Origin of the sequence: Methylorubrum podarium, assembly GCF_040270385.1 — a bacterium.
Taxonomy (GTDB): domain Bacteria; phylum Pseudomonadota; class Alphaproteobacteria; order Rhizobiales; family Beijerinckiaceae; genus Methylobacterium; species Methylobacterium podarium.
In genome coordinates this window covers 1-20,081 of sequence record NZ_JBELQE010000067.1, presented here as the reverse complement: position 1 = coordinate 20,081, position 20,081 = coordinate 1, and the positions used below count along the sequence as shown (strand labels likewise).

Annotated in this window: 17 protein-coding genes; 7 read left to right on the top strand and 10 right to left on the bottom strand. The window is 71.3% G+C overall.

The genetic code is table 11. The features are described 5' to 3' along the window. Positions 1–328: 328 nt before the first annotated feature. The 5 genes from rpmI (at position 329) to ABS772_RS11455 (ending at position 5,612) form a co-directional block, all read left to right on the top strand. Positions 329–532, top strand: a complete 204-nt coding sequence (gene rpmI / locus ABS772_RS11475; protein WP_009863555.1) for a 50S ribosomal protein L35 — start codon at positions 329–331, stop codon at positions 530–532. 53 nt (positions 533–585) lie between these two features. Continuing rightward, on the top strand, positions 586–951 hold the full coding sequence (rplT, locus tag ABS772_RS11470; RefSeq protein ID WP_153874972.1) for a 50S ribosomal protein L20: 366 nt from the start codon (positions 586–588) through the stop codon (positions 949–951). Between the two features lie 191 nt (positions 952–1,142). Further along, positions 1,143–2,222 (top strand): phenylalanine--tRNA ligase subunit alpha, encoded by a 1,080-nt coding sequence (gene pheS, locus ABS772_RS11465; protein WP_350394610.1) that lies wholly within the window; start codon positions 1,143–1,145, stop codon positions 2,220–2,222. Between the two features lie 64 nt (positions 2,223–2,286). Then, on the top strand, positions 2,287–4,710 hold the full coding sequence (pheT, locus tag ABS772_RS11460) for a phenylalanine--tRNA ligase subunit beta (protein ID WP_350394608.1): 2,424 nt from the start codon (positions 2,287–2,289) through the stop codon (positions 4,708–4,710). 26 nt (positions 4,711–4,736) lie between these two features. Next, entirely contained in the window at positions 4,737–5,612 is an 876-nt protein-coding gene (locus tag ABS772_RS11455; RefSeq protein WP_350394606.1) for a DUF1186 domain-containing protein, read from the top strand. On the opposite strand, the gene ABS772_RS11450 is transcribed toward ABS772_RS11455, so the two are convergent. Beyond that, positions 5,560–6,384: a HesA/MoeB/ThiF family protein gene (locus ABS772_RS11450; protein ID WP_350394605.1), complete on the bottom strand. Its 825-nt coding sequence runs from the start codon at positions 6,382–6,384 to the stop codon at positions 5,560–5,562. The genes ABS772_RS11455 and ABS772_RS11450 overlap by 53 nt on opposite strands. A gap of 157 nt (positions 6,385–6,541) precedes the next feature. Between ABS772_RS11450 and dapE the strand changes: the two genes are divergently transcribed. Further along, complete coding sequence (gene dapE, locus ABS772_RS11445) at positions 6,542–7,705, top strand: succinyl-diaminopimelate desuccinylase (RefSeq protein ID WP_350394603.1); 1,164 nt, start codon at positions 6,542–6,544, stop codon at positions 7,703–7,705. Here dapE and truA read toward each other — a convergent pair. The 7 genes from truA to recR all read right to left on the bottom strand — a co-directional run bounded on the left by truA (position 7,690) and on the right by recR (position 14,281). Beyond that, positions 7,690–8,448 (bottom strand): tRNA pseudouridine(38-40) synthase TruA, encoded by a 759-nt coding sequence (gene truA / locus ABS772_RS11440; protein WP_350394601.1) that lies wholly within the window; start codon positions 8,446–8,448, stop codon positions 7,690–7,692. The genes dapE and truA overlap by 16 nt on opposite strands. Positions 8,449–8,501: 53 nt before the next feature. After that, the gene (gene fmt / locus ABS772_RS11435) at positions 8,502–9,443 is read right to left on the bottom strand and encodes a methionyl-tRNA formyltransferase (RefSeq protein WP_350394599.1); all 942 of its coding nucleotides are present in this window, start codon (positions 9,441–9,443) and stop codon (positions 8,502–8,504) included. Positions 9,444–9,452: 9 nt separating this feature from the next. Then, the gene (locus ABS772_RS11430; protein ID WP_238256260.1) at positions 9,453–9,971 is read right to left on the bottom strand and encodes a peptide deformylase; all 519 of its coding nucleotides are present in this window, start codon (positions 9,969–9,971) and stop codon (positions 9,453–9,455) included. A 141-nt stretch (positions 9,972–10,112) separates the two neighbouring features. After that, positions 10,113–10,850 (bottom strand): SDR family oxidoreductase, encoded by a 738-nt coding sequence (locus tag ABS772_RS11425; protein WP_350394597.1) that lies wholly within the window; start codon positions 10,848–10,850, stop codon positions 10,113–10,115. Next, on the bottom strand, positions 10,850–12,223 hold the full coding sequence (locus tag ABS772_RS11420; protein ID WP_350394595.1) for an FAD-binding oxidoreductase: 1,374 nt from the start codon (positions 12,221–12,223) through the stop codon (positions 10,850–10,852). Before ABS772_RS11420 ends, ABS772_RS11425 begins: the two co-directional genes overlap by 1 nt. Before the next feature lie 9 nt (positions 12,224–12,232). Beyond that, on the bottom strand, positions 12,233–13,438 hold the full coding sequence (locus ABS772_RS11415; protein WP_407942984.1) for a glycosyltransferase family 87 protein: 1,206 nt from the start codon (positions 13,436–13,438) through the stop codon (positions 12,233–12,235). Positions 13,439–13,675: 237 nt separating this feature from the next. Further along, positions 13,676–14,281, bottom strand: coding sequence for a recombination mediator RecR (gene recR / locus ABS772_RS11410; protein WP_350394591.1), 606 nt, complete (start codon positions 14,279–14,281; stop codon positions 13,676–13,678). 319 nt (positions 14,282–14,600) lie between these two features. Here recR and ABS772_RS11405 point away from each other — a divergent pair, with 319 nt between their 5' ends. After that, positions 14,601–16,220 carry a phosphoenolpyruvate carboxykinase gene (locus ABS772_RS11405; protein ID WP_350394590.1) on the top strand — a complete coding sequence of 540 codons (1,620 nt, stop codon included), beginning with the start codon at positions 14,601–14,603 and terminating at the stop codon, positions 16,218–16,220. A 386-nt stretch (positions 16,221–16,606) separates the two neighbouring features. On the opposite strand, the gene rlmN is transcribed toward ABS772_RS11405, so the two are convergent. Together rlmN and aroB are read right to left on the bottom strand one after the other, a co-directional pair. Next, positions 16,607–17,884: a 23S rRNA (adenine(2503)-C(2))-methyltransferase RlmN gene (rlmN, locus tag ABS772_RS11400; protein WP_350394588.1), complete on the bottom strand. Its 1,278-nt coding sequence runs from the start codon at positions 17,882–17,884 to the stop codon at positions 16,607–16,609. Positions 17,885–17,979: 95 nt separating this feature from the next. Then, positions 17,980–19,719, bottom strand: a complete 1,740-nt coding sequence (aroB, locus tag ABS772_RS11395) for a 3-dehydroquinate synthase (protein ID WP_350394587.1) — start codon at positions 19,717–19,719, stop codon at positions 17,980–17,982. Between the last annotated feature and the right edge of the window lie 362 nt (positions 19,720–20,081).

The following is a 20,081-nucleotide window of genomic DNA, read 5'->3' as shown; positions in this document are numbered from 1 at the left end:
TGGCAGCTTCGCGGCGCGAAGAGCGCCGCGCGCAGCGGGCTTTCCGGGGCGTCAGCCCCGGAAAGCATCGAGCGGAGCGAAAGCCTGAGCCCGCGGAGGCGGGCGCCGGCGACTGAGTCCGGCAAAAAACCAGGGCGATCGCTTTCAAGCGATCGCCCTGGGTCGCGCGCATCGGTTGATTGAAACCGCGAAAGGTTTCTGCCATAAGCTGCCCGCGTTGAACCGCCCGGCCGATCAGGGCTGCCGTGGCGGTTCCCGTTGCTCCAGCAGCATTCAAGCGCGAGGTGCCGGCCGCCGGTCGGATCGCTGTCGCGTTCAGGAGAGCCAAATGCCCAAGCTGAAGACGAAGTCGGGCGCCAAGAAGCGCTTCAAGGTTACCGGCACCGGTAAGGTGGTCTACGCCCAGGCCGGCAAGCGCCACGGGATGATCAAGCGGACCAACAAGCAGATCCGCAACCTGCGCGGCACCACGACCCTGTTCGAGGGCGATGCCGCCAACGTGAAGAAGTACTTCCTGCCGAACCAGCGGTAAGTCCTTCCGCCCTTCGCGATCTGTTTTTGTCTTAACGTTCCAGGAGATCTCCCATGGCCCGCGTCAAGCGCGGCGTGACCAGTCACGCGAAGCACAAGAAGGTTCTGAAGGCCGCCAAGGGCTATTACGGCCGGCGCAAGAATACGATCCGCATCGCCAAGCAGGCGGTGGAGAAGGGTCTGCAGTACGCCTACCGCGACCGCAAGAACAAGAAGCGCACCTTCCGCGCCCTCTGGATCCAGCGGCTCAACGCGGCGGTGCGCGAGCACGGCCTGACCTATTCCCGCTTCATCGACGCGCTCGCCAAGTCGGGCATCGAGGTGGACCGCAAGGCGCTGTCCGAGCTCGCCATCCACGAGCCGGCCGCCTTCGCGGCGGTGGTCGAGAAGGCCAAGTCGGCCCTGCCGAAGGCCGCCTGATCGCTCCGCCCTCCGGCGGACCGACCCCTTAGACAAGGCGCGGCGCGGCAAGCGCCGCGCCTTCTTTGTTTGGACCGGGGCGATTTGCGCGACGGTCGCGCCTCGTCACGTTTGCGCGCTTGCAGGAATGCAAACGGAATGCAAACGACGCGCGAAGGCAGCTCTCGGACGACTGGCCAAGGACAGCGGTGATGGATCTCGACGCTCTCGAACGCGACCTTCTCGGGCAGATCGAGCGGACCGGGGACGAGGCCGGCCTCGAGGCCGTGCGCGTGGCGGCGCTCGGCAAGAAGGGCAGCGTCTCGGAGCTGCTCAAGACGCTCGGCGCGATGACGCCCGACGAGCGCAAGGAGCGCGGCCCCCTCATCAACGGCCTGCGCGACCGGGTGCAGGGCGCGCTGTCGCAGAAGCGCGAGGCGATGGCGAACGCCGCCCTCGACGCGCGGCTCGCCGCCGAGCGGATCGACGTGACGCTTCCCCTTCGCGAGGCGCCGGAGATCCGCGGCCGCATCCACCCGATCAGCCAGGTGATCGAGGAGATCACGGCGATCTTCGCCGACCTCGGCTTCTCGGTGGCGGAAGGGCCCGACATCGAGACGGACGAGCTGAACTTCACCGCGCTCAACTTCCCCGAGGGGCACCCGGCGCGGGAGATGCACGACACCTTCTTCCTCGCCCCCGACCATCTCGGGCGGCGCAAGCTCCTGCGCACCCACACCTCGCCGGTCCAGGTGCGCACCATGCGGGCCAAGCAGCCGCCGATCCGCGTGATCATGCCCGGCCGCACCTACCGCCACGATTCCGACCAGACCCACACTCCGATGTTCCATCAGGTCGAGGGCCTCGTCATCGACCGCTCGGCCAACATCGCCAACCTGAAATGGGTGCTGGAATCGTTCTGCCGCGCCTTCTTCGAGGTCGAGGCGGTGACGATGCGCTTCCGCCCCTCGTTCTTCCCCTTCACCGAGCCGTCGGCGGAGGTCGATATCCAGTGCTCGCGCAAGGGCGGCGAACTCCGCTTCGGCGAGGGCACCGACTGGCTGGAGATTCTGGGCTGCGGCATGGTGCATCCCAACGTGCTGCGCAGCGGCGGGCTCGACCCGGATCAGGTCCAGGGCTTCGCCTTCGGCATGGGCATCGACCGGCTCGCCATGCTCAAATACGGCATGCCGGACCTGCGCCCCTTCTTCGAGGCGGATGTGCGCTGGCTGGAGCATTACGGCTTCCGGCCGATCGACGTGCCGAGCCTCGTGGGTGGCTTGACCGCCTGAGCCCCACCGCCCCGCCTTTCGATCCCGGCCCGGCCCGCTCCGGCGGCCGCGAGGATGTTCTGAGATGAAATTCACCCTCTCCTGGCTCAAGGACCACCTCGACACCGAGGCATCCCTCGACGCGATCGCGGAGACGCTGACGCGGATCGGCCTCGAAGTCGAAGGCATCGAGGACAAGGCCGCCGCGCTTCGTCCCTACGTCATCGCGCGGGTGATCTCCGCCGAGCAGCACCCCAACGCCGACCGCCTGCGGGTCTGCCAGGTCGATACCGGGGACGGGCAGCCGCTCCAGGTCGTGTGCGGCGCGCCGAACGCGCGGGCCGGCATGCTCTCGGTCTTCGCGCCGCCGGGCACCTACGTGCCGGGCAAGGACATCACCCTCTCGGTGGGCACGATCCGCGGGGTCGAGAGCCGCGGCATGCTCTGCTCCGGGGCGGAGCTGGGCCTCGGCGAGGACCACGACGGCATCCTCGATCTGCCCGCCGACGCACCCGTCGGCACCGCCTACGCCGTCTGGGCCGGGCTCGACGATCCGGTGATCGAGATCAACCTGACGCCGAACCGCTCGGACTGCGCCTCGATCCACGGCATCGCCCGCGATCTCGCCGCCACCGGCCTCGGCACCCTGAAGCGCGAGCCGATGCCGCCGGTGCGCGGCGAGGGCGCCTGCCCGACCGCCGTCACGCTGCAGTTCGACGCGCACGACACGGGTCTCTGCCCGTTCTTCGCCCTCCGCCTCGTGCGCGGCGTGAAGAACGGCCCCTCGCCGGACTGGATGCAGAAGCGGCTGCGGGCGATCGGCCTGCGCCCGATCAACGCGCTCGTCGACATCACCAACTACATGACCTTCGACCGCGGCCGGCCGCTGCACGTGTTCGACGCGAACAAGGTCGCCGGGGCCTTGATCGTGCGTCGGGCGGACGACGGCGAGAGCCTCGTGGCCCTCGATGGCAAGACCTACCGGCTCGACTCGGACACGGTGGTGATCGCCGATGCCAACGGCGTCGAGTCGATCGGCGGCATCATGGGCGGGCAGGCGTCGGGCTGCGACGAGAGCACCACCGACGTGCTGATCGAGTCGGCCCTCTGGGACCCGCGCAACATCGCCCGCACCGGGCGGCGGCTCGGCATCATCACCGACGCGCGCTACCGCTTCGAGCGCGGCGTCGATCCGGCCTTCGCCCTGCCGGGCCTCGACCTCGCCACCCGCCTCGTGATCGACCTGTGCGGCGGCACCCCGAGCGACGTCCGCATCGCCGGCGAGATCCCGGAACTCTCCCACGTCATCGACTTCCCCTGGACCGAGGTGCGGCGGCTCGCCGGCATCGAGCTGTCGCGGGCCGAGATGAAGGTGACGCTGGAATCGCTCGGCTTCCACATCTCCGGTTCGGGCGACCGGGTGAAGGTGCTGCCGCCGTCCTGGCGGCCGGACGTGGAGGGCAAGGCCGATCTCGTCGAGGAGATCGTGCGCATCGCCGGCCTCGACCGGATCGAGCCGAAGCCGCTGCCGCGGATCGAGACGGTGGCGGTCGAGCCGATGCTGACCGTGCTGCAGCGGCGCGGGCGCCTCGCCAAGCGGGCGCTGGCGGGCCGCGGCATGCTGGAGGCGGTGACCTACTCCTTCATCCCGCACGCGGATGCGCGGCTGTTCGGCGGCGGCGGGGCCGATCTGGCGCTCGCCAACCCGATCGCCGCCGACCTCTCCGACATGCGCCCGAGCCTCGTTCCGGGCCTGCTGCGGGCGGCCCAGGCCAATGCCGACCGCGGTTTCCCCGACACCGCCCTGTTCGAGGTCGGCCAGTGCTTCGCCAGCGACGAGCCGGAGGGCCAGTCCCTGCGCGCCGCCGGCCTGCGCCGCGGCACCGCCCGCCATGCCGGCTCCGGGCGACACTGGACCGGCGCGGCCGGGACGGTCGACGCCTTCGAGGCCAAGGCCGACGCGCTGGCGCTGCTCGCCGCCCTCGGCGTGCCGACCGGCGGGCTACAGGTCGTGGCCGGCGGTCCCGACTGGCTGCATCCCGGCCGCTCGGGCACGCTGCAGTTCGGGCCGAAGACCGTGGTCGGCCATTTCGGCGAGCTGCACCCGCGGCTCCTGAAGGCGATGGACCTCAAGGGCACGCTGGTCGCCTTCGAGATCACTCTCGACTCGCTGCCGCTGCCGCGCCACCGGCCGACCAAGGCCAAACCGGCGCTCGCGCTGTCCGACCTCCAGGCGATCTCCCGCGACTTCGCCTTCGTCGTCCCCCGCGACGTGGCCGCCGCCGACATCCTGAAGGCGGCGCAGGGAGCCGAGCGCAAGCTGATCACCGGCATCGAGGTGTTCGACCTCTACGAGGGCGCCGGCATCCCGGACGGCGCGAAGTCGGTCGCGGTGGCGGTGCGGCTGCAGCCCTCCGAGCGCACGTTGACCGATGCGGAGATCGAGGCGGTGAGCGCCAAGATCGTCGCCGAGGTGTCGAAGAAGACCGGCGCGACCCTGCGCTCCTGATCGAGAGAGGCCGAGGGAGGGTGGTCATGGATACGGATCTCGTCGCGATCCTGAGACAGGAGAACCACCTCCCGGCCGAGGCGCTGAGGCGGGCCGCCGCGAATCCGGAGGCAGTGGCCGAGCCGGTGCTCGCCCTTCTCGAACGGGCTGCGGAGGATGCCGGGGCGATCGAGGACGAGGAGGTCAACCTCCTGTTCTGGGGCCTGCACGCCCTGGCCGCGGCCCGCGACACCCGCATCTTCCCGCCCCTGATGCGCCTGCTGCATCAGGACGGCGAGGCTGTGGAGGGGCTTCTCGGCGACGGCATCACCGAGGCCCTGTCGCCGATGATCGCTTCGACCTTCGACGGCGACACCGGGAAACTCGCCCGGCTGATCCTCGACAGCACCGCCGACGATTTCGTCCGCGGCGCGGCCTTCAGCGCGCTGGGCTTCCTGACGCGGCAGGGCCGGATCCCGCTGGCGGAGGCGGAAACCCTGCTGGTGCGCTTCGACGAGGCGCGCGCAGGCGTCGAGGAAGGACCGGCCTGGACCGCCTGGGAGGAGACGATCGCCTATCTCGGGCTGGCCGGCCTCGCCCCGCGGGTGGAGGCGGCCCGGCGCGACGGCCGCATCACCGACGAGTTCAGCGACCTGCCGTGGTTCCGCAAGGCGCTGCGCCAGGCGAGCGCCGAGCCGCCGGATCTCAGCGCCTTCGAGGCCCGCCACTACAGCTATCTCGACGATCCGGTCGGCGCGCTGGACTGGACCGCGGAGAGCTACGGCCAGCCGGTCACGAACCCGTTCAAGGATGTCGGCCGCAACGACCCTTGTCCCTGCGGCTCGGGCAAGAAGTACAAGAAGTGCTGCCTCAACGCGCCGGAAGCGGCGCTCCCGCCGGTGCGGCTTCCGGGCCTGTCCTGACCCCGGTCCCGTTCAGCGGGTTGTCCGGGTCCCAGGCATAGTGGAGCGTCTCGAAGCGCATCGAGCGGGCATCCACCATCAAGAGACGCCCGACCAGGGGCTCGCCGAAATCGGCGAGCGCCCGGATCACCTCCATCGCCATCAGCGAGCCCATGACGCCGGCGAGCGCCCCGAGCACGCCGGCCTCGGAACAGGGCGCGACGCTGCCCGGCGGCGGCGGGCTCGGGAACAGGCAGCGATAGGTCGGGTTCGGTTGCCCGTCCGGGCCGGTCTCGTGGGCGCGGATCGTGGTGAGCGAGCCGTCGAAGGCGCCGAGGGCCGCCGTCACCAGAGGCTTTTTGCCGGCAAAGCAAGCGTCCGAGACGGCGTAGCGGGTGGAGAAATTGTCGGAGCCGTCGGCGACGAGATCGTAGCCGTCGAGCAGCGCCGGGGCGTTCTCCGGCGTCAGCCGGCAGGCATGGGTCTCGACGCGCACATGCGGGTTGAGCCGACCGACCGCCTCGGCCGCGCTCTCGACCTTCGGGCGGCCGACATCCGGCGTGCCATGGATGACCTGCCGCTGCAGGTTCGACAGCGAGACGGTGTCGTCGTCGACGATGCCGATGGTGCCGACGCCGGCGGCGGCGAGATACTGGATCAGCGGCGCGCCGAGCCCGCCCGCGCCGATCACCAGCACGCGCCCCGCCTTCAGCCGGGCCTGGCCCGGGCCGCCGACCTCGCGCAGGACGAGGTGGCGGGCGTAGCGTTCGATTTCGTCGGAGGAAAGGGCCATGCCCGCCATGTAAGCGCCGCGGGCGGGGAGCGGAAGCGGCGTTGCGCTTCGGGCAAGGGATGCCTACGGCTGCGTACGAAACGGCGCGCCCTTCTTCCCTCCCCCTTGCGGGGAGGGGAAGGCACGGCGCTCGGCGGCTCGCACACGATCGATACGGATGTTCGACCACACGCCCCTCGCCCTCGCCCAGGCGCTGATCCGCTGCCCCTCCGTCACCCCGGAGGAGGGGGGCGCCCTGTCCTTCCTGGCGGATCGTCTCGCGCGGGCCGGCTTCTCCGTCGAGCGCCTGGTTTTCTCGGAAGCCGATACGCCGGACATCCAAAACCTCTACGCGCGCATCGGCACCGCGGGGCCGGTCCTCGTCCTCGCCGGCCATACCGACGTGGTGCCGCCGGGCGAGGGGGCGACCTGGACGCACGGGCCGTTCTCCGGCGCGGTCGCCGACGGCTTCCTCTACGGCCGCGGCGCCGTGGACATGAAGGGCGGCATCGCCTGCATGCTCGCGGCGACGCTGGCCTTCCTCGACCGGCGCGGACCGGATTTCGGCGGCTCGATCGCCTTCCTCGTCACCGGCGACGAGGAGGGGCCGGCGGTCAACGGCACGGTGAAGCTGCTCGATTGGGCGAAGGGGCGGGGCGAGCGCTTCGACCATTGCCTGCTCGGCGAGCCGACCAACCCGGAGACGCTCGGCGAGATGATCAAGATCGGCCGGCGCGGCTCGCTCACCGGCCGCATCACCGTGCACGGGCGCCAGGGCCACGTCGCCTACCCGCACCGGGCCGAGAACCCGATCCCCGGCCTGCTGCGCCTCGCCTCGGCGCTGATCGCCGACCCGCTCGATGGCGGCACCGCGCATTTCGACGCCTCGAACCTCGAATTCACGACGATCGACGTCGGCAACCCCGCCACCAACGTGATCCCGGCCTCGGCGAAAGCCGTGTTCAACGTGCGCTTCAACGACGACTGGACGGCGGAGACGCTGGGCGCCGAGATCCGGCGCCGGCTGGAGGCGGCGGCCGGCAACGCGGTGCGCTTCAGCCTCGACCTCCAGCCCTCGAACGCCCCCGCCTTCCTGACCCAGCCCGACGCCTTCGTCGATCTGGTGGCGGACGCGATCGAGGCCGAGACCGGGCGGCGCCCGGCGCTCTCGACCACGGGGGGCACCTCGGATGCCCGCTTCATCAAGGATGCCTGCCCGGTGATCGAGTTCGGCCTCGTCGGGCGCACCATGCACGAGACCGACGAGCGGGTGGCTTTGGCCGATCTGGAGCGGCTGACCGCGATCTACGGCAGGGTGCTGGACGCCTACTTCCCGTCGTAGTCGACGCCGACGAAGGTCAGCCCGCAGGCCGGCGCCAGCGGGCCGCAGCGGTGCTTGGCCCGCGTCGCCAGGATTTCCGCCACGTCGTCGGCGGAGAGACGCCCGCATCCGGCGAGCATCAGCGTGCCGGCCATGGCCCGCACCTGATGATGCAGGAAGGAGCGGGCCGCGGTCGCGATCACGATCTCCTCGAACAGGCCCATCGGCCGGCGCGTCACGTCGAGCTGTTCGAGCGTGCGCACGGGGCTCGCCGCCTGACATTCCGCGGCGCGAAACGCGGAAAAGTCGTGGCGGCCGAGGAGGCGCTGGGCGGCGGCGTGCATCAGGCCGGCATCGAGCGGCCAGGGCACGTGCCAGACATGGGCGCGGGTCAGCGCGGCGGGGCTGCGGCGGTTGAAGATGCGGTAGCGGTAGTGCCGCCGGATCGCCGAGTGCCGCGCGTCGAAGTCTTGTCCGACGATCTCGGCGGAGACGACGGCGATCGGCTGCGGGCGCAGATGGGCGTTGAGGGCGTCGCGCACGGTGTCGGTGCGCCAGTCCCTCGCGAGGTCGAGATGCGCGACCTGATGGATCGCGTGCACCCCCGCATCGGTGCGGCCGGCGCAGGTCAGCCGCGCCGTCTCGCCGGAGAAGCGCGTCACGGCGGTCTCGATGGCGGCCTGCACGGTCGGGTCGTCGGCCTGCCGCTGCCAGCCGCAGAACGGCGCGCCGTCGTACTCGATGACGAGCTTGTAGCGGGGCATCTAGGTTGTCGCCCCCTCTCCCGCAGAGGGGAGAGGGACATGCTGGATACCCATCACGCGAGCCGCGCTCCGGCCGCCAGCCGCGCGCCCCTCAAAAACTCCTCGCCGCTCGCGACGCCGCCCTTGCCGGCCCGGCGCAGTTCGAGGAGCCGGACGGCCCCCGTGCCGCAGGCGACCGTGCCGGCGGCATCGAGCAGCGTGCCCGGCACGCCCGATCCGTCCGCGGGCAGCGCCCGCAGCACCTTCACCCGCTCCGGTCCCTTGTCTGCCCCTTTGCCGAGATCGGCCTCGAAATAGGCGCCCGGAAACGGCGACAGGCCGTTGATGTGGCGCGCGACCGCCGCCGCTGGGCGCGACCAGTCGATCCGCGCCTCCTCGTTGCTGATCTTGTGGGCGTAGACGACGCCCTCCGCCGGCTGCGGCGTGAAGGTCAGGCCGTCCCGCTCCAGCGCCCGGATCGCCCGCCCCATCAGGTCGGCGCCGAGCGGCATCAGCGCGTCGTGCAGTTCGCCCGCGCTCATCCCCTCGGGAATCGGGACGCGCGCCTCCATCGCCACCGGCCCGGTATCGAGCCCGGCCTCCATCCGCATCACGCCGACGCCGCTCTCCGTGTCGCCCGCCATCACCGCCCGCTGGATCGGGGCGGCGCCGCGCCAGCGCGGCAGCAGCGAGCCGTGCAGGTTGAGGCAGCCGAAGCGCGGCGCGTCGAGGATGGTCTGCGGGAGCAGCATGCCGTAGGCGACGACGACCGCGACGTCGGCCCCGTGCCCGGCGAAGGTCCGGGCGGCCTCCTCGCTCTTCAGGGTCGCGGGCGTCAGCACGGGGATGCCGAGCGCCTCGGCGCGGGCATGGACGGGCGAGGGCTTCAGCGCCATGCCGCGGCCGGCCTTGGCCGGGGCGCGGGTGTAGGCGGCGACGAGGGCGTGGCCGTCGGCGTGGAGACGGTCCAGGGTGGGGACGGCGAAGTCCGGCGTCCCCATGAAGACGATGCGCATCCGGTCCCGTCAGGCGGCGGCGTCGCGCTTGGCGGCCTTGGTGAACTTCTTCATCACCCGGTCGCGCTTGAGCTTCGACAGGTGGTCGATGAACAGCACGCCGTTGAGATGGTCGATCTCGTGCTGGAGGCAGGTGGCGAGCAGGCCGTCGGCCTCCTGCTCCACCGTCTCGCCGTCGAGGGTCATGTAGCGCACCCGGACGCGGTCCGGCCGCTCGACCTCGCCGTAGAATTCGGGGATCGACAGGCAGCCCTCGTCGTAGACCCGCTTCTCCTCGGAGGACCAGACGATCTCCGGATTGAGGTAGACGGTCGGGTTCCGCGCGTTCTCGTCCTTCGAGGTGTCGATGGTGACGACGCGCTTGGCGACCCCGATCTGGATCGCGGCGAGGCCGACGCCGGGGGCGTCGTACATCGTCTCGATCATGTCGCGGGCGAGCGTCCGGATCTCGTCGGTGACCGCGCCCACCGGCTCGGAGATGAGGCGCAGCTGCGCGTCGGGCAGGATCACGAGGGGACGGACGGTCATGGCTTTCCGGGCCGGAGGGGGCGAGGCGGTGGGAAGGGGTGAGGACGCGCGAAAACGCGTGGCCCGATCCGGAGATAGGCGGCGGCGCGGGGGCGGTCAAATGGCGGGAACGAGTCCGACGCCAGAGGGCCGAGGCCGCGGTCAGAGCCGCAGGCGCTTGAAGACGGGCTCGGGGATCGCGCCGATCACCGTCATGACGAGGCGCCAGACCTTGCGCACGTAGATCACCTCGCCCCCGCGCCCTTCCGCGGCGGCGTAGACGGCCTGCCCGACCTCGGAGGGTTCGGCGGTCAGGAGCGGCGGCAGGCGTAGGCCCCGCGTCATCCGGGTGCGCACGAAGCCGGGCTTCACCGTCACCACCCGGACGCCGCTCTTGGCCAAGCGGTTGCGCAGGCCGGAGAGGAAGGCGGTGAAGCCGGCCTTGCCGGCGCCGTAGACGTAGTTCGAGCCGCGGCCCCGGTCGCCCGCCACCGAGCTGATCCCGACGAGGGCGCCGCTTCCCCGCGCGGCGAAGCGCTCGGCGATGAGGCCGAGCAGCAGCGACGGCCCCAGGAAATTCGTCCGCATCACCTGCTCGGCATGGGCGAGGTCGCCCTCGGCCCGGCCCTGGTCGCCGAGTTCGCCGACCGCGCAGACCACGGTGTCGGGCAGGGTCGGCAGCCCGTCGAGCCATGCGGCGAAGCCCTCCGTCTCGAGGATGTCGAGGCGCAGCAGCACGACCTCGGCCCGGTGGCGCGCGGCGAGGTCGTCGGCGTTGCGCTTCGCCCGCTCGGGGTCGCGCGCCGCCAGCAGGATGCGCCAGCCGGCCTCGGCGTAGCGCGCGGCCACGGCGTGGCCGATCTCGGAGGTGGCCCCGACGAGGAGCAGGGTTCCGGCCATCACAATCCCAGGCGCGCGGAGAGGCGGGAGGCGAGCGCCCCGTCGGCGCCGAGCTGCCGCCGGAGGTCTCGGAAAGCGGGGAGGGCGGGATAGCCCGCCTCGAAGGTGTCGCGGCTCTGCCGGGCGTCTTTGGCGAGGTAGAGGCGCCCGCCCGCGGCGACGACGCTTCGGTCGAGGTCGTCGAGCAGGGCGAAGGTCGCCGCATGGGCCGGCAGGTCGAGGGCCAGCGTGTAGCCCTCCATCGGGAAGGACATCCCGCCGCCGCCGGGGCCGAGCCGCTTGAGCACCGCCAGCGGCGAGGCGGTGCCGAGGCGGGCGACCCGGTCGAGGATCCCGGCCAGGACGGCCTCGGCGCCGCGCCGGGGGACGACGCACTGGTGCTGCACGAAGCCGCGGGCGCCGTAGAGGCGGTTCCAGGCCGCCAGCCCGTCGAGGGGGAAGAAGTAGCCCTGCCACGGCACGAGGCTCGAACCACCCGCCGTCGCCCCGCGGCGAAAATACAGCGCGTTGAAGGCCGTGACGGAGGCGCGGTTCAGGGTCCAGCCCGGCAGTCCCGGCGGCACCGTGAGCCGGCGACGGGCCGGGGTCGGAAACAGCTCGAGCCCGGCGGCGCGGCAGGTGTCGCGGCCGGCATGCTCGCCGCGATAGACCAGGCCGCGCCCGAGGGCGGACCCGCGGGCGAGGCAGTCGATCCAGGCGACCGAGTAGGTCGCCGCCTCGTCCTCGTCCAGCGCACGCAGCATCGCCGCAAGGTCGGTGGCGACGCGGGTCTCCTGGCGGATCCAGCCGCTCTCGACCGGCCGCAGGCGGAAGGTGGCGTCGAGGATCGTGCCGGTCAGCCCCATTCCGCCGAGCGTCATGGCGAAGAGCTCGGGCTCCCGGTCGCGCGCGCAGGGGCGCGGGACGCCGTCGGGCGTCAGCAGGGTCAGCGCCTCGACATGGGCGCCGAAGCCGCCCTCGCGGTGGTGGTTCTTACCGTGGACGTCGGAGGCGATCATCCCGCCCAGCGTCACGAACTGCGTGCCGGGAACGACCGGCGGGAAGAAGCCCCGGGGCAGGAAGGTCCGGACGATGTCGGCGAGCGTCACGCCGGCCTCGGCCCGCAGCCGCCCGGTGGCGGGATCGAAGCCGCGCATCCGGTCGAGGCCGCCGGTCAGGCAGGTGGCGCGCAGGCCGACCGCCGCGTCGCCGTAGGCGCGCCCGGCGCCCCGCGCGATCACGCCCTGCCGGCCGCGCAGGAGCGCGGGCAGGGTCTCGGGCGCATCCGCCGCCAGGATCTCGCTGGCGGCGCGGGGATAGAGCCCCCAGCCGGAGATCATGCGCCGGCTATGCAAAGCCGGTCCCGCTGCGGCGAGGGCATGATTCGCCTGCATCGCCGGTCCTCAGGCGGGAACCGGGCTGACCGGTCCGACCGGTCCGACCAAGGGGCCGGCCGCGCCGGGCATGGCCGCGGCCCGCTCCCGGCGCAGGATGCGCCAGATCAGCGCGAGCAGGAGGAGGAAGGGCGGGGCGGCCAGCGCGACCTCGACGGAGGACGCGGCCTGCGTTCCGACCAGGGCGTCGTGCAGCCCGCCGGCGACGAAGCCGTAGCCGCCCGCCATCCAGCCGAGCCCGAACAGGGCGACCGCCTCGCCGCGGCTCGCCCGCCCGAGCAGATCCGGCAGCAGCAGGGCGAGGGCGACGCCGTAGAGCGGCAGGTCGTAGTCGTAGGCGTAGGGGCTGACGAACAGGCTCGCCAGAGCGGCAAGCCCCACGATCTGCCGCGGCGGCATCCCGCGCCGGAGGGCGAGCGGAATCAGGCCGAGGACCGCCACGGCGATCGCCATCTGCGCGGCCAGGGCGAGGGCGGCCGGAACATCGAGGCTGCGCAGCCACGCATAGACCGAGACCATGCGGAACAGAGGGTAGGCGCCCGCGGCGAGAAACGCCTTGGCCTCCTCGACGCCGCCGAGGAAGGCCGGCCAGATCGCCGGGCCGAGCACGGCGGTGGAGAGGGCGAGCGCCAGCGCCGCCGTCGCGGCGGCGACCGCGAGACATCCCCAGCGGCGCGTGACGAGGGCGCAGACCGCGAGCCCGACCGCGAGATGCGGCTTGATCACCATCAATCCGAGGGGCAGGCCGGCCCGCGCCCGCCCGCGAAGAAGGCCGAGGCCGGTCAGCCCGGCGAGCGTGCCGGTGAGGAAGCCGTTCTGGCCGCCGGCCACGGCGACGAACAGGCTTGGCGCCAGCGCGACGACGACGGTCGCGAAGTGCGGGCCGGCGATCCGGCGCAGGACGAGCAGGTAGGCCGCGAGCGTCGCGCCGACGAAGACGAGGTAGGCGAGGCCGATCGGCAGGGGGGCGAGCGCCGCCACCACGAGGTTGAAGGGCGGGGGATAGGTCCAGGGCAGGAAGGCCTGATCGCCGGTCAGGGCCCGCTGCACCTCCAGCAGGGCCGGGAGATGGTAGGCCTGCGCGATGTCGCCCCGCCACACCATCCGGCCGGCGATGTGGAAGGCATCGAAATCCGTGAGGTCCTGAGCGGGGAGGAGTCCGGCGTAGCGGACCGCCTTGCTGAGCATCACCGCCGCGAGGCTCAGGAGGAGCATCCGCACGACGAAGGGCGTGGCGAGCCGCTCGTGAAGTCTCGGGTGTTGGACGCTCGCTGCGCGGCCGGGATCCGGTTCCGGTCGAAGATCCATCATGGTCGCGCCGAGACGGTCCGTGCGGGGAATACTGTGTTTCGGCACGGCCGCGCCGGTCCGCCCCCAGACTTGTCACGGCGCGCTTTAAGAAGCCGTTACGGCCTCCTCCCGGGACGCCCCGTGTGCTGCGAAGGACCCTCGTCAGAACGCCGTGCGGCTGCGGATTGCCGCCGTGAGCGTGCCCTCGTCGAGATAATCGAGCTCGCCGCCGACCGGCACGCCGTGGGCGAGGCGCGTGATCGTCAATCCGAGATGCTTGATCGACTCGGTGATGTAGTGGGCCGTGGTCTGGCCATCGACCGTGGCGTTCAGCGCCAGGATGATCTCCTTCACCCCCGGCTCGCTCGCCCGCTCCACGAGGCGGCCGATGGTGAGGTGCTCGGGCCGCACCCCGTCGAGCGCCGAGAGCACGCCGCCGAGCACGTGGTAGCGCGCCTTGACCGCGCCGGAGCGCTCCAGGGCCCAGAGGTCGGACACGTCCTCCACCACGACGAGGGTGGTGGGATCGCGGCTCTCGTCCCGGCAGATGGTGCAGGGGTCGCTGGTATCGACGTTGCCGCAGGAATGGCAGACCACGATGCGGTCGGCGGCGATCCGCATCGCGTCGGCGAGGGGGCTCAGCAGGGTCTCGCGCTTCTTGATGAGCTGGAGCGCGGCCCGGCGGGCGGAGCGGGGTCCGAGGCCCGGCATCCGCCCGAGAAGCTGGATCAGGCGCTCGATCTCGGGGCCGGCGACGGCTTGGGGCATGCGGGTGCGAAACGGCTGTGGCTGAGGAGGGACGGCGGCGGCCTCCCCTCACATAGGCTTTCCGGCGGAATTTTGCCCGTTCAGGATTGCGACAGCCCGGCCGCTCCATGAGGAGCCGGCGTGCAAATTTAATTTGTACCCCTACCAAAGATTCGTTGACGGCCGCGGCCGGCATCGATCCATTGAGCCGAGCGGAGCGGAGAACCTGCGTGCGGCGGCCCTGACCGACCGCACGGACGCCTCGCCGACCATCACGCAGGGCCGGCGCCGAAGCCGGCGCCATTGCGACGCGATCAGGGCCGCGAGGGAGGAACGACCCGTGAAGACCATCGGTGAATGCAATGCGGCCCACGGTCCGGAGGCGATCGGCCTGACCGATCTCGCCGCCGTGCACTGGAACCTCGAAGCGCCCCGTCTCTACGAGGAGGCCCTGCGCCGCAGCGAGGCGGAGCTCGCCCGCGGTGGCGCGCTGGTGGCCACCACCGGCAGCCATACCGGCCGCTCGCCCAAGGACAAGTACGTGGTGCGCGACGCCGGCACCGAGAACGAGATCTGGTGGGACAACAACGGTTCGATCACGCCCGACCAGTTCGCGACCCTGCTCGACGACTTTCGCGCCCATGCGCGGGGCAAGGAGCTGTTCGCCCAGGATCTCTACGGCGGCGCCGACCCGGCCCACCGGGTGCGGGCACGGGTCTATACCGAGCTCGCCTGGCACTCGCTGTTCATCCGCAACCTGCTGATCCGCCCCGAGCGCGAGGCGCTGGCGGGTTACGTGCCCGAGCTGACGATCATCGACCTGCCGAGCTTCCAGGCCGACCCGGCCTGGCACGGCTGCCGCTCCAAGACCGTGATCGCCATCGACTTCTCGCAGAAGATCGTGCTGATCGGCGGCTCGGCCTATGCCGGCGAGATGAAGAAGTCGGTCTTCACCTACCTCAATTACGTGCTCCCCGGTGCCGGCGTGATGCCGATGCACTGCTCGGCCAACGCGGCGCTCGACGAGACCGGCGACTCGGCCCTGTTCTTCGGCCTGTCCGGCACCGGCAAGACGACCCTGTCGAACGACTCGTCGCGAAAACTGATCGGCGACGACGAGCACGGCTGGAGCCGGGACGGCATCTTCAACTTCGAGGGCGGCTGCTACGCCAAGACCATCCGGCTCTCGCGCAACGCCGAGCCGGAGATCTACGCCACCACCGAGCGCTTCGGCACGGTGATGGAGAACGTCGTCATCGATCCGCTCACCCGCGTGCCGGATTTCGACGACGCCTCGCTCACGGAAAACACCCGCTGCGCCTACCCGCTCGACTTCATCGCCAACGCGAGCGCCACCGGGCGGGCCGGGCACCCCAAGAACATCGTGATGCTGACCTGCGACGCCTTCGGCGTGATGCCGCCGATCGCCAAGCTGACGGGCGCGGAGGCGATGTACCACTTCCTGTCCGGCTACACCGCCAAGGTGGCGGGGACCGAGCGCGGCCTGACCGCGCCGGAGGCGACCTTCTCGACCTGCTTCGGCGCGCCCTTCATGCCGCGCCATCCGAGCGTCTACGGCAACCTGCTGCGCAAGCTGATGGCCGAGCACGGCGTCGATTGCTGGCTCGTCAACACCGGCTGGACCGGCGGCGGGGTCGGCACCGGGCGGCGCATGCCGATCCGCGTCACCCGCCGGCTGCTCACGGCGGCGCTCGACGGCTCGCTGGCGCAGACCGCGTTCCGCCGCGACCCGTATTTCGGCTTCTCGGTGCCGGTCGAGGTGCCCGGCGTCGAGACGCAGGTGCTCTCGCCGGTGGAGACCTGGACCAACAAGGCAGCCTTTGCCGAGACCGCCACGCGCCTCGTCACGATGTTCCGCGAGAACTTCACCCGCTTCGAGAGCCACGTCGACGCCGACGTGCGCGCCGCCGAGCCGGTCGCCGCCCCGATCGCGGCGTAACGAGCGCGCTTCCCCTCCCCCGTGCGGGGAGGGGTCAGGGGTAGGGGTGGTGCAGGATGAAGCGGGGGGCTGCCGCCTGCATCACCCGTCGTCATCGCGCGCGTCGGCGAAGCGATCCAGCGGTGCGCCCTTTCCGGAAAAGGCGGCGGTCTGGATGGCTTCGCCTCGCCATGACGGCGAGGCTGGCCACGCATACGGTTTCCGGCTGATTGGTGAGGTTCAGCCCCCGCCACCGTCATTCCGGGACGCCGAAGGCGAACCCGGAATGACGGTGGCGGGCCTCGACGTGGCCGTGAGCCTCGCATCACGGATGGATCCCGGGTTCCGCTGCGCGGCCCCGGGATGACGGGGGAGACAGTACCGAAGGAATCAAGCGGACAAAAGAATCAGTCGACCTGGTCGGCGTAGACGGCCTCGGCGCCCATGCCCTCTTCGAGCATCATCCGGGCCCGCGCCCGCAGCTTCTCCGTCTCGCTCTTGAGCTGGCCGCAGGCCGCCAGGATGTCGCGCCCGCGCGGGGTGCGCACCGGCGAGGCGTAGCCGGCGTTGAAGACGAATTCGGAGAAGCGCTCGATCCGCTCCCAGTCCGAGCACTCGTATTTCGAGCCGGGCCAGGGATTGAACGGGATCAGGTTGATCTTGGCCGGGATGCCCTTGAGCAGCCGCACCAGGGCGCGGGCGTCGGCGTCGGAATCGTTGACGCCCTTCAGCATCACGTACTCGAAGGTGATGCGCCGGGCGTTGCTCAGGCCTGGATAGGTGCGGCAGGCGTCGAGCAGCTGCTCGATCGGGTATTTGCGGTTCAGGGGCACCAGCTCGTCGCGCAGCTCGTCGCGCACGGCGTGCAGCGAGATCGCCAGCATGGCGTTGGCCTCGAGCCCGAGCCGCTCGATCTGCGGCACCACGCCGGAGGTCGAAACCGTGATGCGCCGCCGCGACAGGCCGAGGCCCTCCTGGTCCGACATCACCGCGATGGCGTCGATCACCGCATCCAGGTTGTAGAGCGGCTCGCCCATGCCCATGAACACGATGTTGGTGACGAGCCGGCCGGGCTCGCCGCCGTCCTTGCCCGGCATCTGGCCGGTGAAGTCGCCGAGCGCGTCGCGGGCGACGACGAGCTGCGCGACGATCTCCGCCGTCGAGAGGTTGCGCACGAGGCGCTGCGTGCCGGTGTGGCAGAACGAGCAGGTGAGGGTGCAGCCGACCTGGGACGAGACGCAGAGCGTGCCGCGGTCGTCGCCGGGGATGTAGACGCACTCGATCTCGGCGCCGCGGTTGTGGTCGTGGGCGCCGGTGGGCGCCATGCGCAGCAGCCACTTGCGGGTGCCATCGCGAGAAACCTGCTCGGTGACGATCTCCGGCCGGTCGAGGGTGAAGTGGTCCGCGAGCTGCGCCTTCAGCCCCTTGCCGACATTGGTCATCTCGGCGAAGTCGCGGGCACCGCGCACGTAGACCCAGTGCCAGATCTGGCTCACCCGCATCCGCGTCTCGCGCTCGGGCACGCCGATGCCGATGAGCGCCTGCTTGATGCCCTCGCGGGTCAGGCCGACGAGGGAGGCCTTGCGGCCGGGCAGGGTCGAGAGGGCGGTGACCTCGGGGGCCTTCTCGATTGCGGGGAGGGCGCGCGATGCGCCCGGGGCGGAGTCGAACGACGCCGTCGCCATGGCTCAGGACCTTAGGAAGCTGGAACGGCTCTCATATAGGCGCAATCGGGCGGGAACGCGACCGCACACCGGAATGGGAGACCTCCGAAGCCGGCTCAGCCCCGCAACTCCTCCTCCAGGAACGCCCGCACCTCCGCGGAATCGATCCCCGGCGCGATGAAGCTCTGGCCGATGCCGCGGGCGAGGATGAAGGTGAGCTGGCCGTCGCGGACCTTCTTGTCCTGGGCCATGGCGTCGAGGAGCGCCTCCGGGTCGCCGCAGCCGCCCGGCACCTGCTGCAGGCGGGTCGGCAGGCCGGCGAGCGCGAGATGGTTGGCGACGCGGCCCGCATCCTGGCCGGGGCAGAGGCCGAGCCGGGCCGAGAAGCGGAAGGCCAGCGCCAGCCCGATCGCGACGCCCTCGCCGTGGACGAGGCGGGCGGCGTCGTAGCCGGTCAGCCGCTCCAGGGCGTGGCCGAAGGTGTGGCCGAGATTGAGCAGGGCGCGCTCGCCGTCCTCCCGCTCGTCGCGGGTCACGACGCCGGCCTTGGCGCGGCAGCAGGCGGCCACCGCCTCGTCGCGCTCCGGGCCGCCGGAGAAGATGCCGGCCCAGTTCGCCTCGCACCATTCGAAGAAGTCGGCATCGCCGATCAGGCCGTACTTGGCGACCTCGGCGTAGCCCGCCCGCATCTCGCGTTCCGAGAGCGTGTCGAGGGTCGCGGTGTCGGCGAGCACGAGCCGCGGCTGGTGGAAGGCGCCGATCAGGTTCTTGCCGAGCGGCGAATTGATGCCCGTCTTGCCGCCGACCGACGAATCAACCTGGGCGAGCAGGGTCGTCGGAACCTGGAGGAAGCGGACGCCGCGCCGCAGGGACGCCGCCGCGAAGCCGGCGAGATCGCCCACCACGCCGCCGCCGAGCGCCACGACGAGGTCGCCGCGCTCGATCCTCTGGGTCAGCAGCCCGTCGCAGACGCGGGCGAACTCCGCATAGCTCTTCGAGGCCTCGCCCGGGGGCACGGTGGTGATCCCGCAGCGCAGACCGGCCGCCTCCAGGCTCGCCCGCACCCGCTCGCCGTAGAGGCCGGCGACCGTCTCGTCGGTGACGATGCCGGCGGCCCGGGCGCCGAGATCCCGCGCTTCCGCGCCCACGGCGTCGATGAGGCCGCGGCCGATCCGGATGTCGTAGTCGCGCCCGCCCGAGAGGGGAACGTTCACGCGTGAGGGTTGTTGCTTCATGGAAAATGTCAAATGTTGCGTCTGGGCCACGCGGGACGGATTGATGTGGACGTCGAGCGCTTCCATCACGTCTTCCACCACGCGGTCGTGGGAGACGTCGCGGGACAGCACCGTGACGTCGGCCTGGGCATAGACCGGATGGCGCACCTCCATCAGCGCGCGCATGGTCGCTTCCGGATCCTCGGTCTGGAGGAGCGGACGCGTGTTGCGCTTGCGCACGCGGCGCATCAGCACCTCGAGATCGGCCTTGAGCCAGACCGAGAGGCCGCCCTCGGCGATCCGCGCCCGCGTCGCCTCGCGCATGAAGGCGCCGCCGCCGGTGGCCAGCACCATCGGCCCCTCGCGCAGCAGGCGCGCGATCACGCGCTCCTCGCCCTCGCGAAAGCTTGCCTCGCCGTAGATCGCGAAGATGTCGGCGATGGTGAGCTTGGCCGCCGCCTCGATCTCGTGGTCGGCATCCTTGAACATCAGCCCGAGGCGGCCGGCGAGGCGGCGTCCGACCGTGCTCTTGCCCGCTCCCATGAGGCCGACGAGCACGATCGACCGGGCTCCAAGGCCGCGGCGCAGGCGTGCTTCGATCGGTTCGCCGGGCGGTGGCGCCGGCGGCAGGGGCAGGGTCATCGGGCGGTCATAGACGGTTTTGCGGATGCGGCGAAGCGTCGGCTATCGCCGTCCACGCCGCGCCGGAAGCCCCTCGATCGCGCTCTGCGTGTACGCCAACCGAGATCCGCACAAAAACCCGGACCGGGAGGGGTTGCAAAGTGGCGCGTGGACGGGAAGGCTCGTACGCGAGCGCGTGGGACGGCACCGCTCTCGATCAGGCTTGCCTGGTCGAGTGCCCCCACGCTGGTTGTCTCAGTGCCAGGAAAGTCATGTCGCCGTACGGATCTGTCTCCCTTCCCGTCACCCGAACCGACACCGAGAGGGAGGCGAGCGATCCGATCTCCGATCCGCGTGTCGGCCCCCCCCGCACCCCGCGGCTC